The following is a 14958-nucleotide window of genomic DNA, read 5'->3' on the forward strand; positions in this document are numbered from 1 at the left end:
CACCCTAGGGGGAGTTTCATAGGCACTCCTTAAATATTCATTTTTATGAAATGAATTATTTCTAATTCAATTCTACATTCGATTTCTGTTGGAGTTCATCATGAAAGTTATGCAGCATTTGACTTTAGCCAGTCTTCTTGCGTTTGGTTCCGCATTCGCAAACGTGGCAATCGCGGAAGATATCTCCCCCGCTAAAGCGTCTGCAAGCGATCAGATGACCTCACAACAGGAATTGATTGCAATATTTTTTGCCGCAGCCAAAACTGGCAATGAAGAAGTGATTAATGAGTTTCTCAAGCATGGTTTTCCAGTCGATGTACGCAATGCCTCGGGTTTTACACCGCTGATGATGGCGACCTATTATGGTCATCAAAATATTGTAACTCGCTTGTTGGAACATGGTGCAGACCGCTGCGCACGTGACAATAAAGGCAACACTGCATTGATGGGTGCCATGTTTAAATTAGAATGGGCGATTGCAAAGCAATTACGCCAAGTGGATTGCGATGCAAATGCCAAAAAAACGGGGCAAAAGACTGCAGAACAGTTTGCACGTGAATTTGGTCAAGAAGAAAAATATCGACAATTACTCAAAAAATAATGAGCTTGATCGCGCTCAGCTTCAGCAAAAAAATTGAAAAAAGTCGATGAATCGCGGTGATTTATAAGTTATTCCACTAAATCAATCGGCTTTTTATCAATAAAGTATGCTTTAATGCAAAGAGTTGATAAAAACTGAAAGTCTTTATGTCTCCAATCATCCAATCCTTATTAGACACAGATCTGTATAAATTCACCATGCTTCAGGTGGTGTTACACAAATTTCCGCAAACCCACAGTGTGTATCACTTTCGCTGCCGTAACTTGGATGATACAGCCTACCCACTGGTTGAAATTTTGGATGATTTAAACATGCAGCTCGACATGCTTTGTCAGTTGAAGTTTAAAGAAGATGAATTGCAGTATTTACGCAGTTTACGTTTTATTAAAAGCGATTTTGTTGATTATCTTGAATTATTTCAGCTTAAACGCCGTTTTATTAAAGCGGGTATTGATGATGAAGGTCGACTCGACATTTGGGTAGAAGGCCCAATGGTTCAAGCGATGATGTTTGAAATCTTTGTTTTAGCCATCGTCAATGAATTATATTTCCAACGTATTCGTACACCAGAAGTTTTAGCCGAAGGTGAGCGCCGTTTACAACATAAGATTGCCTTGCTGAAGCAGTATGAAGCACGGCAAAATCCAAATGATCCACCATTCTTGGTCTCTGATTTTGGCACGCGTCGTCGTTATAGTTATGCATGGCAAAAGCATGTAATTGAAGAATTAAATCAGGCTTCACCGTATATTTTCCGCGGTACAAGTAATGTTCTGATTGCCAAAGACTTGAACATTACTCCAATTGGTACGATGGCGCATGAGTTCCTACAAGCATTCCAAGCGCTTGATGTTCGTCTACGTAACTTCCAGAAGTCTGCGCTAGAAACATGGGTGCAGGAATACCGCGGTGACTTAGGAATAGCCTTAACGGACGTTGTCGGTATGGATGCGTTCCTACGTGACTTCGATTTGTACTTTGCCAAACTATTCGACGGTTTACGTCATGACAGTGGCGACCCGTATGAATGGGGCGATAAAGCCTATGCACATTACAAAAAGCTTAAAGTCGATAGCAAAAGTAAAATGCTGACCTTTAGTGATGGTCTAAATATCGAAAAAGCGTGGGATTTGCATAATTACTTCAAAGACCGTTTCCAAGTTAGCTTTGGTATTGGCACCAACTTGACCAATGATATGGGGCAAACTGCGCTGAACATCGTACTGAAACTGGTTGAATGTAATGGTCAATCTGTGGCAAAAATTTCAGATAGTCCGGGTAAAACCATGACGGATAATGATACTTTCTTAGCGTATCTACGTCAGGTGTTTGACATCTCTGAAGTTAGCGCTTAAACACAGCATTAGATAAAAATAAAAAAGCCGAATCAATGATTCGGCTTTTTTATATCTAAAATATTGCTAAAGGAATGCAAAAATTCAGAATAATAGTGAAAATGACTTATGCTAAGATCGAATTTAATCGCACAAAATACAACACGAACAACGATGACAGCATCTACACTGAATTTTGGTCTACTGATTGAAGCGGAAGAATTGGTTCCACATCTTGGTAATGAAAAACTACGGATCGTCGATTTGAGTCGTCGTTCGGTTTATGACCAATTGCATATTCCACATGCACTGCATGTGCAGCCGAAACTGTTAGTGCGCCAAGAAGAACAAGCGATGGGGCTTTTACCTGATCAAGCCGGTTTAGAACAGCTCATCAGCTATCTGAGTATCAGTCCAGAACATCATGTAGTAGTTTATGACGATGAAGGTGGGGCATGGGCTGGTCGACTGATTTGGAACTTACATTGCCTCGGTTTTGAAAATACCAGTCTCCTCAATGGTGGCATCCATGCTTGGCTTGGGGCAGGCTTACCGACCTCGTCTGAAATTGAGAAATTTGAACCCGTAAGCCCATTGGTTGAAGTAAGTGCAGAGGCGCGTGCTCAGTATCAAACAGATTATGATGAGCTATTGGCTCGTGTGCAGCAGGAGCAGATCCAAGTATGGGACTGCCGTACCGAAGATGAATATACAGGACTACGTTTAGCAGCGCGACGCGGCGGTCACATTCCAGGTGCACGACATTTCGAATGGAGTACTGCCCTTAACCGAGAAAATCATTTAAAATTGCATCCTTTAGAACGCACACAACAACGCTTAGAACAATTGGGATTCAATTTAAACGAACCTGTGGTGGTATATTGTCAGTCCCATCATCGGTCGGGCCTAGCTTATATACTAGGACGTTTACTCGGTTGGAATATTCGAGCTTACGATGGTGCGTGGAGCGAGTGGGGCAACCGACTCGATAGTCCTGTGATCACCGGAGAGTTGCCGTCTTGAGCCTTACATCTCAGTTAAAAAAACAAATTTTTATTCAAGCTCAGCGTGTTGTTCCACAGCACAAATTATCACGTATCGTCGGTAAATTGGCTGCAAGCGAAAACCCTGTGGTGAAAAATGCTGTGATTACCGCATTTAAAGCACAGTATGGCATCGACATGTCGATTGCTGAGCAAAGTAATGCCCTGAAATTTAAATCATTCAATGAATTTTTCACTCGTTCTTTAAAAGAAGGCGTACGTGTAGTTGATGCAAATGCCAACAGTGTTGTTTCACCCGCAGATGGTGCGATTTCACAACTGGGTAAAATTGAAAATGGTGACGTATTTCAGGCCAAAGGGCAGAAGTTCACCGTTGAAAACCTGATTGCCGATCCACAATTGGCAGAGCCGTTTAAAAATGGTCAGTTTGCTACGGTTTATTTGTCACCAAAAGACTACCACCGTGTACATATGCCATTTGCAGGAACATTGACAGAAACCCTGTATGTACCGGGTGAATTGTTCTCAGTAAACCAGACCACTGCTGAAAATATTCCGGGTTTATTTGCCCGTAATGAACGTATGGTCTGCTTATTTGATACAGAAGTCGGACGTATGGCGGTTGTATTAGTGGGCGCAATGATCGTGGCAGGTATTGAAACCGTGGCTACAGGTAAAGTTAAACCGACAGGGCGTTTGGAACTCAATCAACACGATTTATTCTTAGAAAAAGGTGCAGAATTGGGCCGTTTCTATTTAGGTTCAACAGCGGTAGTGTTGTTTGAAGAAAACAAAATGCAATGGGATGCGACCTTTAAAGCCAACTCGACTGTGGTGATGGGCGAAGCTTTAGGGCATACCATTTAATGAATTCCCTGTCCCTTTAGGAGAGGGTTAGGGAGAGGTTTTTGAGCTAAGCTGATGTATTCAAAAAAGAATCCCTTCTAACCTCCCTTTATTAAAGGAATGAATAAAAAAAAGCGCCATCAGGCGCTTTTTTTAATTGCAAAATTTAGCGTTTTACGACAATCGAGTCGATACTGCTATGACGTAAAGTTTGCTGTGCAATCACAGCAGCTTCTTGTGAATCATAGGGGCCAGACACGACGCGATACCAAACTTTGCCATTTTCATTACTTTGGATCACATCGGCAGATAAGCCATTTAAAATAATTTCCGCACGACGGGCATCGGCTTGGTCAGGGTCATCATAGCTACGCACTTGCAAAATATAGCTTGCAGGGGCAGGTGTTGTTTCTGTGGCTTCAATACCCGGCTCAGTCGGTGCAGTGGTAGCCGTTTCAGGTGCTTCAACGATCACCACGGTTTCTTTGGTATCTGTTTCAGGCACAGCTTGATCTGGAATCGGGGTGACTTGTTGCTGAGGCAACAGATCATAAAAACGGTAATCTTTATTGGTTTCTTCTTGGTAGTGCTCAGAGGTAATTTGACCTTTCGGTTTTACCGGCTCCCATGGTTTCCATAACATCAAGGCCACCAAGAAACTCAACACGATTAAAATGATCACAAGTGTACCTAACCATGCAGGAATCAATGGTTTTTTAGGCTGATTTGGCCGCTCTGATACACCGCGTTGCGTTTTTCCAAACACGAGGAAACCTCTTTAATTGTAATTGTTACGAACCTAGTGGGAACTGACCCAAAACCAAGTTCTGATTATTATATATTACATGACTGTCATGCTGTTTATGTTTAATTTTCACAATTTCAACATCTTCAATTTTTCATAAAAAGATGACTGAATATCCATGAAAATACAGGCTCATAAAGAGCCTGTATAGGCGTCAATGTATATGGTTCATACATGGACGGATTCTAACGTATACTAAGAATGGCTTACATTGATTCAGGCGCACTCACACCCAATAATTCAAGACCATTGCGTAAAACTTGCTGTACGTTTACAGACAGTAATAAGCGTGCTTGAGTCAGTTCTGCATCATCACCCAAGACTTTATTTTCGTTGTACCAACCATGGAACAACGCCGCTAATTCTTTCAAGTAGTTACCCACTTGGTGTGGTTCATAGCTGTTTGCTGCACGAACCACAATTTCAGGGTAAGCCGCAAGTTTAGCAAGAACTTCAGTTTCAGCTTCTAACTCAAGTTTAGCTGCAAATTGACGTGCAGCTTCAGCAGAGAATTGAACGTCTGTCGCAGCGGCTTTTTCGAGCATACGGCAGATACGTGCGTGTGCGTATTGAATGTAGTACACCGCATTGTCTTTGCTTTGAGACACAGCAAGGTCTAAGTCGAAGTCAATGTGTTGTTCTGATTTACGCATGACATAGTAGAAACGAGCAGCATCGTTGCCTACTTCTTTACGTAAGTCGCGTAAAGTCACGAATTGACCTGAACGAGATGACATTTGAACCATCTCGCCGCCACGCCATAGGCTCACAAATTGAACCAAAAGCACCGTCAATTTTTTAGAATCATAGCCAAGCGCATCAATCGCTGCTTTCACACGTGCGATATAACCGTGGTGGTCTGAACCCCAGATATCCACGATATCGGTATAGCCGCGTTGTAGTTTATTTAAGTGATAAGCAATGTCAGATGCGAAGTACGTAGTTTGACCATTACGACGTTTTACAACACGGTCTTTTTCATCACCAAATTCAGTTGATTTGAACCAGATGTTGCCATCTTTTTCGTATAAGAAACCACGTTGATCGAGCATTTGTAATGCTTCATCAATTTTTTCAGTCAAGGTTGCTTCGCTGAACCATTGATTGAAAGTCACGCCAAATTCACCGAGGTCATCTTTAATGTCATCAAGAATGGCTTTCAGCGCAGCTTGATGGAACACACGGTAACCCGCAGCCAAATGGTTTTGTGAATTATGAATCAAACCATCAATGTGTTTTTCTTTATCACCTGAAACAACGACTTTATTGCCTTCGCTATCGAGTTCAGCGGCATATTGCACATCTTCTGGAACATCTTTGTAGATGTCGACAACAGGGCGTACATAAGCATCGCCATCTTTGTCGATAATGCTTTGAGCGATTTCTTTAACGTAGTCGCCTTGATATGCATTTTTAGGGAAGACCAGTTGTTGACCGGTCAATTCTAAATAACGCAAGTAAGTCGATGTCGCCAAGATATCCATTTGACGGCCAGCATCGTTGACGTAGTATTCACGGTCAACTTTAGCACCTGTTGCTTCAAGAAGATTGGCAACGGTCATACCGTAAGCTGCGCCACGACCATGACCAACGTGTAGGCTAGACGTTGGGTTGGCTGAAACGAATTCCACTTGAACACGTTTTTCAGCATTGGCCTGTGTACGACCGAACTGATCTTTCTGAGCTTGAATTTGGTCTAAGACAGCAAATCGTTGGTCAGCATTTAAAAAGAAGTTAATAAAGCCAGGACCTGCAATTTCTGCTTTGCTGATATCTGCGACTTCTGGAAGATTTGCCAGAATTTTTTCGGCTAAATCACGCGGCTTCATACCTGCAGCTTTAGAGGCAATCATGGCAATGTTTGACGCAAAGTCACCGTGGCTTCGGTCTTTGGTTCGGGTCAAATTGCTAGTATTGTTCCAGTCAGTTGGGAGTACACCTTCAGCTTGAAGGGATTGCACTGCATGATCGAGCGCTGCTTGTATTGCCGTATTCATAATCAGTCGAAAAATAAATGTCGCAGAAAAACGGTAAATATAGCAAATTTCAGACTCTTTAGGTGAACCCATTTGTTGCGAATAAAAAATATTCGATAAAAGTGAAGCATTGCTTATATCGAAGTAAAACGATATAAGTAGTTTAGCGATTCAGGATCACTGCTTGAGTATATGGACATGTCACAACCCACCCCTAAAATTTTTGGCAATGTGCCGAAGTTAGCTGCACGCTGGGCGCTGATTATCGTGCCATTTATTTTGTCCTGTCTCATGAGCGGCATTATTTCGTTTATTAATATGCTCAGAAATTTAGGTTGGTTTGAGGGTTTTCTTACCCTATGGCTGCATAATTGGATGATTTCTTGGGCAATTGCTTTTCCCATTGTACTGATTTTATTGCCATTTGTTCGAAAGTTTACAGGCCTGCTGGTTGATATGTCAGGGCCACAGCCACCTGCAAAATAAGCCTGCATGTAAGTCACAGTTGAGTAAAACGGTGACTTACTGCATTTCGCTTTAAATATTTATAGGCTATCGCGACAACTTACTGCTTTAGAGAGTAATTCGGCTTTGTTGTTTTGGAAGGTATAGAGTTTTGAGGAATTAAATACTTTAATGACTTTGGCCTGAGCGACAGCGGTTTTAAAGCTTTGGAACTTTTGCTGATGGGCTGTCTCAAACGGATTTCCAAAGTTTTTATTGTCGAGCAGAATTTGAATTTGCCCCACATTTGTATCATGTGCTTTTAGGATCTCTTGGCCATCCGCGTTGCTTATACTGAAAGTTGGGCGCTGAGTGCTGATTTTGCAATTCAATTTGAGGCTCAAGGTGAAATTGTCTGCCGATTTATTTTTGAGGGTAGATGTGCCTTGTTGATCATTTTCAATATAGACCCACTGATTTTTCGGCATATTGGTCAGCAGAGTTTCTAACTGTTGTTGGGTACTTTTGCTGATATCGACCGTGCCTTTTTTATCGATTTCAGGGGCTTTTTCTTTACCGAGCATGCCCATCACTTTGTCGCTGACTGTGCTACTGGTTTTGGAAATGGTCTGGCAAGCGCTTAAGCTACTGATGATTAGAATGAATGGTAGTGTATAGATGGCAGGTAAATGCATAGATTTTATTGTTCTATTAAATTTTCGGATCGGCAAAGTTTAACGGTTCTACGCATAAAGCTCAAACCTGCGGCCAATCTCCTTTGAGGAGGACTGCTGCAGGCGGCTAAAGCAGCCATTCTACACAGGCACGAATAATCCCCAGTGCGAGGCCAATAAAACCACCGACCACGACACCATTGACTCGAATCATATGCAAGTCGCCACCGACTTCGTTTTCGATCTTATCGATCATTTCACGTGAGTCCCATTCATGTATACGTTCACTGATAAACCGAATGACTTTTTCGCTGTATTGATCGGAGAGATTGATGGCAATATCACTCATTTTTTCATTCAGCAATTGGCGTACAGCAACGTTAGAGACAATATTTTCGCCCACTTGTTGAATGGCGACGCGTAGGTTTTGTGCAATACCTGAGTCCGGCTTTTGTAGATCAGATTTAATCGCATCACATAAAATCACAACAGCGCCGCTTAAAAAGTTAAGCATTTGTGGGCTGTCTAATAAAGCGTCCTTGGTGCTATTCAAACGTTGGCTGGCTACACTTTGATTGTCTGCCAACTCATGCATGAGTTGCTGTGCCATTTCTTCAATTTTTCGACGCCAAGGATGTTCTGGATCGGCCAACATAGATTCGACACGGCTCACCAATGAATCAATGGTGCGTTGTTGTACATCAATGCCGATCCAGCTGGCGCCTTTAGCTAACTTCCATACCCCAAGTTCTTTAAACAACTGGCGTGAAAGGTCGCGGGTTTGTTCTGGATGCTGTGTGACCCAATCATGGGCTAAATCGAGCCCGCGCTGTAACACATCTTGATGGAAGTCATTTTCTAAAACTGCCCGTAGCATTTCACTGGCAAGATGGTTGACTTGCGTATTGCGTACCCATTGCACGCTGTTATTTTGGATAAATCGTCCAATTTGTTCCTGACCGACAAATTCGAAAATTTTCGGTACCGTTTGCTGAATGACTTGGGTCACTTGAGCATTATTGTGCGGATTGGCTAACCATTTCCCGACGGCAAGAGAGAGATCCGTCTCCGCTAAGCTTTTTTCAACCACTTGTGGTGAAAGAAAATTCTCCTGAACAAAGCGGCCCATTGACTCGGCAATGCGTGCTTTATTACGAGGAATAATTTCTGTGTGGTCACGTAAAAATTTAGGAATCGGAATCCGACCAAAGGGATTGCGAAATAAAACGGTTATCGCATACCAGTCTGCCAAACCACCAACCACGCCAGCTTCTGCTGAAAGCATTAAAATATGAATGAGCCAGACGTATTCGGGCAGCAATTTAGCTGCGATCATCAATGCAATCCACGCCAGCACCGCCACCACCAAAGCAATGGTGGCGAAGCGTTTACTGCGTTGCAGATTGGGCGAAACAGCAGGCTGTTCAGTTGGGTTCATCAATGATCGGGTCTCTATGGGTTGACTTATTTGGTGGTAGGCTCAGCGGCTATAGGTAAAGGATTTCCTTGGCTGTCTAAACCATATTTAGCCCCGAGTGATTGCAAAATCAAGCGAGCATCAAAGGCATCCTGAGGGGCTTTGGCACGATCTTTATAGCAAGTAATACTGTAGGAAACTTGAGTTGGATCGAGTGTGACCACCTGTGGAACGTCATAAAACGGGCCTGGCCAAAAACCAGGATGGCGACGGTAATAGCCATATGGATAAGGCATTGGGTCTGGGTAAATCACCGCTTGGCGCGGCGGTTTTTGACTCCGATTACTCGGGTCATCCATGACTTTAAAATATTGAAAGCCATTGTGTAGGGTGGTTTGAGCGGCTTTAACCAAGGTAATTTCTTCGGCAGTACCATAGCTCATATTGGGTCTAGCTTGAAAGCTAATCCGGTAGCTTTGCGCATTTAATGGTGTCGCAGAATATTGACCGAGTTGTTCAAAGGTCAAAGGTTTTGATGGGGTTGTGGCACAGCCAGTCAAACCGAGTGCTGCGGTTATGGCTGCTGCGATAATGAGTTTGTTCATGCGCATACTCCTGTTTAGTCGGTTCATGGCAAGGGGAGATACTGGCCAAAAGCCGTCAATTAAAAGCTAGAATTGGGCTGGGTTAAAAATTCCAATTCCTCTGCTGTAGATGTTCTGTCCAATACCGCATTGCGATGCGGGTAACGTCCAAATCGATCGATAATCACTTTATGCTTTTTTTCAAATTCTAAGTTGATCGGATTGCCCAGTTGCTCAAATAATTTTAACGCGCTTTGATGGATTTTTGTCGATTCGCTATGCATAAAGGGCATATATAAAAATGAGCGCTGTTCAGGGCTTAATTGTAGATCTAAACCCTGCGCGATGGCTTCTTGTGCAAGCGCCAAAGCCAGTGCATCTTGGGCAAAAGCCAAGCCAGAGTCACGGAATAAATTTCTAGAAAATTGATCTAAAACAATAATTTCAGCCAATCGACCTTCGGCAGTAGTACGCCATTGCCACAGTTCTGCTTGACTGGCCGCTTGATGGATGTCTTTAAACTTTTTTTCGATTAAAACATCAAAATTATTGCTTTTAGCGAACCAATTAGGCTGATTTTCTGGGTTAAACCAAAATTCGAGAATATCTTGATAATTCATAAGTTTTAAGCATTATTAGCATATATTTGTTTATAAAATCACAAATTTCAAATGTCATATAGAGTAAGTTTGTGATAAAAAATTGCCAAAATAAAATCACGGTTTGTCTCAAAACTATACAGTGCGTCATATGCCCACTTCAAATCGCGTTATACTGATATAAACTGATGATTTTATTTTAGTAGTTTCTTCCATTTAAGCGAGATAGCAATGAGTCAACCCGAATCGACCTCTCAAGACATTTTACCGACTTGGGTAGATTCTTCGCTGATTAAAGGAATGTTGCGCGGTATTGAGCGTGAAAGCTTACGTATGCAAAGCAACGGTTTCTTGTCTCAGGCCGACCATCCCCAAGCTTTGGGTGCGGCTTTGACTCATCCGCATATTACGACAGACTATTCTGAAGCTTTAATGGAATTTATCACGCCACCAAAAGAAACTATTACAGAGGCGTTGAACTATCTGCAAGATATTCATGCTGTTGCGCATACGCATTTAGAACATGGTGAAAAACTTTGGCCGTTGTCGATGCCATGCATGTTGGATAAAGACGAAGACAGTATTCGTTTAGCGCAATATGGCAGCTCGAATATAGGACGTTTTAAAACCTTGTACCGTCGTGGTTTAGGGGTGCGTTATGGTCGCCGGATGCAGACCATTTCAGGGGTGCATTATAATTTATCCTTCCCAGATCATTTCTTTGAAGCACTTCAACAGCATGAAACTGACGACGCCCTCAAGGCATTGAGCTTACAGGATTATCGCAGTCATCGTTATTTCGGCCTGATCCGTAATTTTATTCGTTTAACGCCATTGGTGATGTTTTTGGTTGGGGCGAGTCCGTCGGTGTGTAAATGTTTTATGACTGGACGTGAACATCAGCTGTTACCGCTCTTAAAAGGCACGCTATTTTTACCCTATGCAACGGCGCTGCGTATGGGAAATTTTGGCTATCAAAATTCAGCACAAAAACAGTTAGGGATTCACTACAACGACATTCAGGCATATTTGGAAGGTTTGCAAAAAGCGGTCCATACCCCGTATGCCGCATTTAGTCATTTAGGTTTAAATGATGAACAGGGTGAACCGATTCAAATTAATGACCATGTGTTGCAAATTGAAAATGAATACTACAGTTTGGTTCGTCCGAAACAAGTGCCGCAGGATGGTGAAACACCGTCTGAAGCCCTGCAAAATCGTGGCGTAGGTTATGTTGAATTACGCGCGGTAGATGTCAATCCTTATAGCCCGATTGGGATCAATGAAGACACGGCAGGCTTGCTCGAAGTGGTGGCTTTGTACTGTTTATTGCAAGACAGTCCAGCGTTGTTAGATGCCGAACAAAATGAAATTGAGAAAAATCAGGCGGAAGTAGTGAACCGTGGTCGTGCGCCAAATGCGGTGATTTTACAGCAAGGTCAGGCAATTCCAATTGAAACATGGTGTCGTACACATGTTGCAGCGATGCAACCGTTGGCTGAATTGCTGGATGATTCTTACAATACAGATATTTACACTCAGGCAATGGCTGTGATGCAATCACGCATCGATGAAGTCGATGAAACATTGTCGGCACGTATGATTAGCGATACTTTAGAACAAGGTGGAACTTGGGGCTTTGGTAGCTTTATGGCCTTACAACATGCTGAAGTGTATGAGCAGCATGTCTTGAACCCTGAAACTGCAGCATACTTTGCACAAGCTGCTGAGCAGTCTTTAGAAAAACAGGCTCAACTTGAGCAAGACTGCACCTTGAGTTTTGAAGAATATTTGAAAAACTTTAGATAAAAAATTTAAGAGGATTTACCATGAAATGGAGTTTCCGCTTCGTGAGTGGTTTGTTGTTTTTAGCCAGTGTGATCGGTATGTCTTTTGCGCTGTTTTTAGAACATGTACAAGGCTTAGAACCTTGTCCGTTATGCGTATTCCAACGTATTGGTTTGATTGGACTCGGCATCATTTCATTGATTGCATTGATTCACAATCCAGCATCGAATTGGGGTAAACGCATTTACGCATTGTTGGGGACACTATCAATTCTTTGGTCTGCTGGGGTGGCTGCGCGTCATATTTGGCTGCAAAATTTACCGCCAGACAAAGTGCCGAGCTGTGGCCCAGGACTGGATTATTGGGTAGAAACGCTGCCGTTAAAATCGGTCTTTGAGCAAGTGCTGACCGGCTCTGGTGAATGTGCCAAAGTGGATTGGACCTTCTTGGGACAATCATTACCGGTTTGGTCATTGGTGTTTTTTGCGGTATTAACCTTGCTCAGTCTTTGGCAGTTATTGCGTAAATACCCAAGCAAACCAGTCCCACGTTTACGTGATAAATTTTAATTCTATGATGCAAAAAAAGCCCTCAACTGAGGGCTTTTTTTTTATGAGTCTGAATGGGGGAAGTTTACCTTAGGTCAGGGCAATGCCTTCCATACTTTCCAAGTCCATCATAAATTCATAGATATGATCACAAGCTTTATCGTCATTGTTTGGATAGAACCAATGCACGATTTGCTCAGCCACTTGCGGATGATGCTGAATTTCAAAATGGTTCAGGCCATAAAATATTGCTTTATGTGAGTCAGGTACTTTTAATTGGTAGCGTGGGTTTGGGTGTTCTCCTAACGCACTTTTCACACTGACCAAGTAATCTCCAATCACATGTCGCGTTTTATTGCGACGATGTTCATATTCGATGGTCCCTGCAACGAGGTATGTATTGATATGCGATGGAATCGGGGCTGGTTTACGGTTGTCGTCCATGAGTCCAATACGAACATCATTATGTTCCCAATCATCATCACGCACGCTGCCATAGCGCAAATCTAAAATGCCGTTACTGCGAATATTCACCACGTGACCTACGATTTTGACCAAGGGGAAACGCCCCAATTGATCTTGCAGATGAAATCCGATACGTTCAAGCACAGCACCATGATGCGGTGAGCCTAAGCAGACTAGATTTTCGACTTGATGAATCCATTGATACATATTTTGTTTGCCATAAAAAATGGCACTACGGGACACTAAGCCCCCCATACTATGACCAATTAAGTCGATACTGGTAATACCCGGGTTGCGACGGACCAAATCTTCTAATGTATTGGCAAGGCTGCGACCATTGGTCGAGATACGACGACCCGTGTTGTAATTTAAATACAGCATGGTGTTGTGGTCACGTTGTGACAGTAATTTTTCACCAATGCCGCCATATTTGGCTGTCGACCATGACAGATGATTCATGCACAGCCCATGAATTAACAGGGTAATACGACCGTTTAATTCGCCTTTTTGTACCGCACCATAATGGTCGTAAACCACCATCGGTAAGGCCATCGGGTTGTGATATTTCAGTAAATAGTCGCCTAAGACCCCATTCAGTGCGCCCACTAAAAAATGTAAAGACGGGGTGAGGAGTTTGTCGTGTAAGCGTGGGAATTTTTCTATAATGCTACGCAGCGTTGGTGCAAGTAAATAATTGCCATAATTGAAAAAAGTGTTGTAAGAAAATTCATAAATCCGTGCAATGGTCGGCTGCTTATGAAAGGCTTTCGAGCCTTGTTCGCTCATTCCAAAAATACTGATTAAAATTTCACGTTGAATGTTTTTGATCAAGTCATGCACGACATCACTAAAACGCATTGTCACGAGTTGTGCCAAACCTTCCAGCACATCTGCTTGACTGGGTGGCGTGCGGTCCCATTTACAATAGGTTTCATGCAATGGTGTTAAGCTAGGCATAATGTTCCTATCCTTACATTCAATGCTATCCCTCGATTGTATTTATTACTGGAATAGCCTGAAGTTTCATTGTTTATTTTATAAAATTCTCACGAACAGCTTTTACAATACCGATAACAGACCTGTCGGTGAATGCCTTTTGTCTGACAATTTTACTAAAAATTCAAATTTAGAAAATGTGACGCAGTTAGCACTTATATGCCACTTTTAAAGCAATTTAAAGATCAATTTGGAATCAAAATGATGAATATTGTGTATTTGCATGGTTTTCAAAGTAACTCAAATTCAGTGAAAGGACAGATACTGCGGCGCCATTGCGCAGACTTAAATGGTGTGCACGTGCATTTGCCAGATTTGAATATGCCACCGCTACAGGTGATGCAGCAGATGTCAGAGCTGATTGACGGTCTAGATGATGTGGTTTTAGTGGGCAGCAGCTTAGGTGGCTTTTATGCGACGCAGTTGATGGCATGCCATCACATTCCTGCAGTGCTCATCAATCCTGCGGTCTATCCATGGCAATTATTTCGTGACTTATTTGGCGAGACGGCATTGCCCTATCAGGTGACTGAAACGTGGTGCTTGGATGATGCACAGCTCAATCAAATGCAGGCTTTGGCGGTATCTAAGGTTGAAAATGCAGATCAACTGTTGGTCTTGCTCCAACAAGGTGATGAAACCTTGGATTATCGTGATGCTGCTGATTTCTATAGTGCGGTTCAAGCCGGCACGGCTATGCTGATCACTGAGGTGGGTGGAACACATGGCATGGATGATTTTGCAGAAAAAATACCGATGCTCTTGCAGTTTTTATCTGATGCTGTCAAAAATATGCCTAAATAAAATGATCCAATACAAATGCTGACCAGCTAGATCTAACATACAAAAAATGGGCAGTTACGACATCATTTGACGT

Annotated in this window: 15 protein-coding genes; 8 read left to right on the plus strand and 7 right to left on the minus strand. The window is 42.6% G+C overall.

The features are described from left to right. Positions 1–100 precede the first annotated feature (100 nt). The 4 genes from G0029_RS00430 (at position 101) to asd (ending at position 3806) form a co-directional block, all read left to right on the plus strand. A complete protein-coding gene (locus tag G0029_RS00430) occupies positions 101–601 on the plus strand; it encodes an ankyrin repeat domain-containing protein (protein ID WP_078190612.1) in 501 nt (166 codons plus the stop codon). Between the two features lie 146 nt (positions 602–747). Then, entirely contained in the window at positions 748–1956 is a 1209-nt protein-coding gene (gene pncB, locus G0029_RS00435; protein WP_111885113.1) for a nicotinate phosphoribosyltransferase, read from the plus strand. Positions 1957–2109: 153 nt separating this feature from the next. Further along, on the plus strand, positions 2110–2958 hold the full coding sequence (locus G0029_RS00440; protein ID WP_180107848.1) for a sulfurtransferase: 849 nt from the start codon (positions 2110–2112) through the stop codon (positions 2956–2958). Then, positions 2955–3806: an archaetidylserine decarboxylase gene (gene asd, locus G0029_RS00445; protein ID WP_078193251.1), complete on the plus strand. Its 852-nt coding sequence runs from the start codon at positions 2955–2957 to the stop codon at positions 3804–3806. The genes G0029_RS00440 and asd overlap by 4 nt, the downstream gene beginning before the upstream one ends. A 145-nt stretch (positions 3807–3951) precedes the next feature. Here asd and G0029_RS00450 read toward each other — a convergent pair whose 3' ends face one another. Continuing rightward, positions 3952–4551, minus strand: coding sequence for an SPOR domain-containing protein (locus G0029_RS00450; protein WP_180041413.1), 600 nt, complete (start codon positions 4549–4551; stop codon positions 3952–3954). Between the two features lie 245 nt (positions 4552–4796). Next, a complete protein-coding gene (argS, locus tag G0029_RS00455; protein WP_180107819.1) occupies positions 4797–6587 on the minus strand; it encodes an arginine--tRNA ligase in 1791 nt (596 codons plus the stop codon). A gap of 177 nt (positions 6588–6764) precedes the next feature. Here argS and G0029_RS00460 point away from each other — a divergent pair, with 177 nt between their 5' ends. Beyond that, positions 6765–7052 (plus strand): DUF2798 domain-containing protein, encoded by a 288-nt coding sequence (locus G0029_RS00460; protein WP_372491143.1) that lies wholly within the window; start codon positions 6765–6767, stop codon positions 7050–7052. 59 nt (positions 7053–7111) lie between these two features. On the opposite strand, the gene G0029_RS00465 is transcribed toward G0029_RS00460, so the two are convergent. The 4 genes from G0029_RS00465 to G0029_RS00480 all read right to left on the minus strand — a co-directional run bounded on the left by G0029_RS00465 (position 7112) and on the right by G0029_RS00480 (position 10305). Next, positions 7112–7705 (minus strand): hypothetical protein, encoded by a 594-nt coding sequence (locus G0029_RS00465; RefSeq protein WP_180036023.1) that lies wholly within the window; start codon positions 7703–7705, stop codon positions 7112–7114. Between the two features lie 106 nt (positions 7706–7811). Beyond that, positions 7812–9122 (minus strand): DUF445 domain-containing protein, encoded by a 1311-nt coding sequence (locus G0029_RS00470; protein WP_180107847.1) that lies wholly within the window; start codon positions 9120–9122, stop codon positions 7812–7814. 26 nt (positions 9123–9148) lie between these two features. Next, the gene (locus tag G0029_RS00475; RefSeq protein WP_180107818.1) at positions 9149–9706 is read right to left on the minus strand and encodes a CC0125/CC1285 family lipoprotein; all 558 of its coding nucleotides are present in this window, start codon (positions 9704–9706) and stop codon (positions 9149–9151) included. Positions 9707–9765: 59 nt separating this feature from the next. Beyond that, positions 9766–10305, minus strand: coding sequence for a DUF924 family protein (locus tag G0029_RS00480; protein ID WP_111885117.1), 540 nt, complete (start codon positions 10303–10305; stop codon positions 9766–9768). Between the two features lie 210 nt (positions 10306–10515). Between G0029_RS00480 and gshA the strand changes: the two genes are divergently transcribed. After that, a complete protein-coding gene (gene gshA, locus G0029_RS00485; protein WP_180109600.1) occupies positions 10516–12093 on the plus strand; it encodes a glutamate--cysteine ligase in 1578 nt (525 codons plus the stop codon). Positions 12094–12113: 20 nt separating this feature from the next. Beyond that, the gene (locus tag G0029_RS00490; protein WP_078190602.1) at positions 12114–12641 is read left to right on the plus strand and encodes a disulfide bond formation protein B; all 528 of its coding nucleotides are present in this window, start codon (positions 12114–12116) and stop codon (positions 12639–12641) included. Positions 12642–12710: 69 nt separating this feature from the next. Here the strand turns inward: G0029_RS00490 and G0029_RS00495 are convergent, their stop codons facing one another. Further along, positions 12711–14042, minus strand: a complete 1332-nt coding sequence (locus tag G0029_RS00495) for an alpha/beta hydrolase (protein WP_180109601.1) — start codon at positions 14040–14042, stop codon at positions 12711–12713. 243 nt (positions 14043–14285) lie between these two features. Here G0029_RS00495 and G0029_RS00500 point away from each other — a divergent pair, with 243 nt between their 5' ends. Further along, on the plus strand, positions 14286–14885 hold the full coding sequence (locus G0029_RS00500; protein WP_180109692.1) for a YqiA/YcfP family alpha/beta fold hydrolase: 600 nt from the start codon (positions 14286–14288) through the stop codon (positions 14883–14885). The last annotated feature ends 73 nt before the right edge of the window (positions 14886–14958 follow it).

It is taken from the genome of Acinetobacter sp. YH12138 (assembly GCF_015218525.1).
GTDB lineage: Bacteria > Pseudomonadota > Gammaproteobacteria > Pseudomonadales > Moraxellaceae > Acinetobacter > Acinetobacter amyesii.

What these genes read in the sequence shown, in the direction of transcription:
- G0029_RS00430 (WP_078190612.1), top strand. Translation starts at nt 101, where the DNA reads ATGAAAGTTATGCAGCATTTGACTTTAGCCAGTCTTCTTGCGTTTGGT.
- pncB (WP_111885113.1), top strand. Translation starts at nt 748, where the DNA reads ATGTCTCCAATCATCCAATCCTTATTAGACACAGATCTGTATAAATTC.
- G0029_RS00440 (WP_180107848.1), top strand. Translation starts at nt 2,110, where the DNA reads ATGACAGCATCTACACTGAATTTTGGTCTACTGATTGAAGCGGAAGAA.
- argS (WP_180107819.1), bottom strand. Translation starts at nt 6,587, where the DNA reads ATGAATACGGCAATACAAGCAGCGCTCGATCATGCAGTGCAATCCCTT.
- G0029_RS00460 (WP_372491143.1), top strand. Translation starts at nt 6,765, where the DNA reads ATGTCACAACCCACCCCTAAAATTTTTGGCAATGTGCCGAAGTTAGCT.
- G0029_RS00465 (WP_180036023.1), bottom strand. Translation starts at nt 7,705, where the DNA reads ATGCATTTACCTGCCATCTATACACTACCATTCATTCTAATCATCAGT.
- G0029_RS00470 (WP_180107847.1), bottom strand. Translation starts at nt 9,122, where the DNA reads ATGAACCCAACTGAACAGCCTGCTGTTTCGCCCAATCTGCAACGCAGT.
- G0029_RS00475 (WP_180107818.1), bottom strand. Translation starts at nt 9,706, where the DNA reads ATGAACAAACTCATTATCGCAGCAGCCATAACCGCAGCACTCGGTTTG.
- G0029_RS00480 (WP_111885117.1), bottom strand. Translation starts at nt 10,305, where the DNA reads ATGAATTATCAAGATATTCTCGAATTTTGGTTTAACCCAGAAAATCAG.
- gshA (WP_180109600.1), top strand. Translation starts at nt 10,516, where the DNA reads ATGAGTCAACCCGAATCGACCTCTCAAGACATTTTACCGACTTGGGTA.
- G0029_RS00490 (WP_078190602.1), top strand. Translation starts at nt 12,114, where the DNA reads ATGAAATGGAGTTTCCGCTTCGTGAGTGGTTTGTTGTTTTTAGCCAGT.
- G0029_RS00495 (WP_180109601.1), bottom strand. Translation starts at nt 14,042, where the DNA reads ATGCCTAGCTTAACACCATTGCATGAAACCTATTGTAAATGGGACCGC.
- G0029_RS00500 (WP_180109692.1), top strand. Translation starts at nt 14,286, where the DNA reads ATGAATATTGTGTATTTGCATGGTTTTCAAAGTAACTCAAATTCAGTG.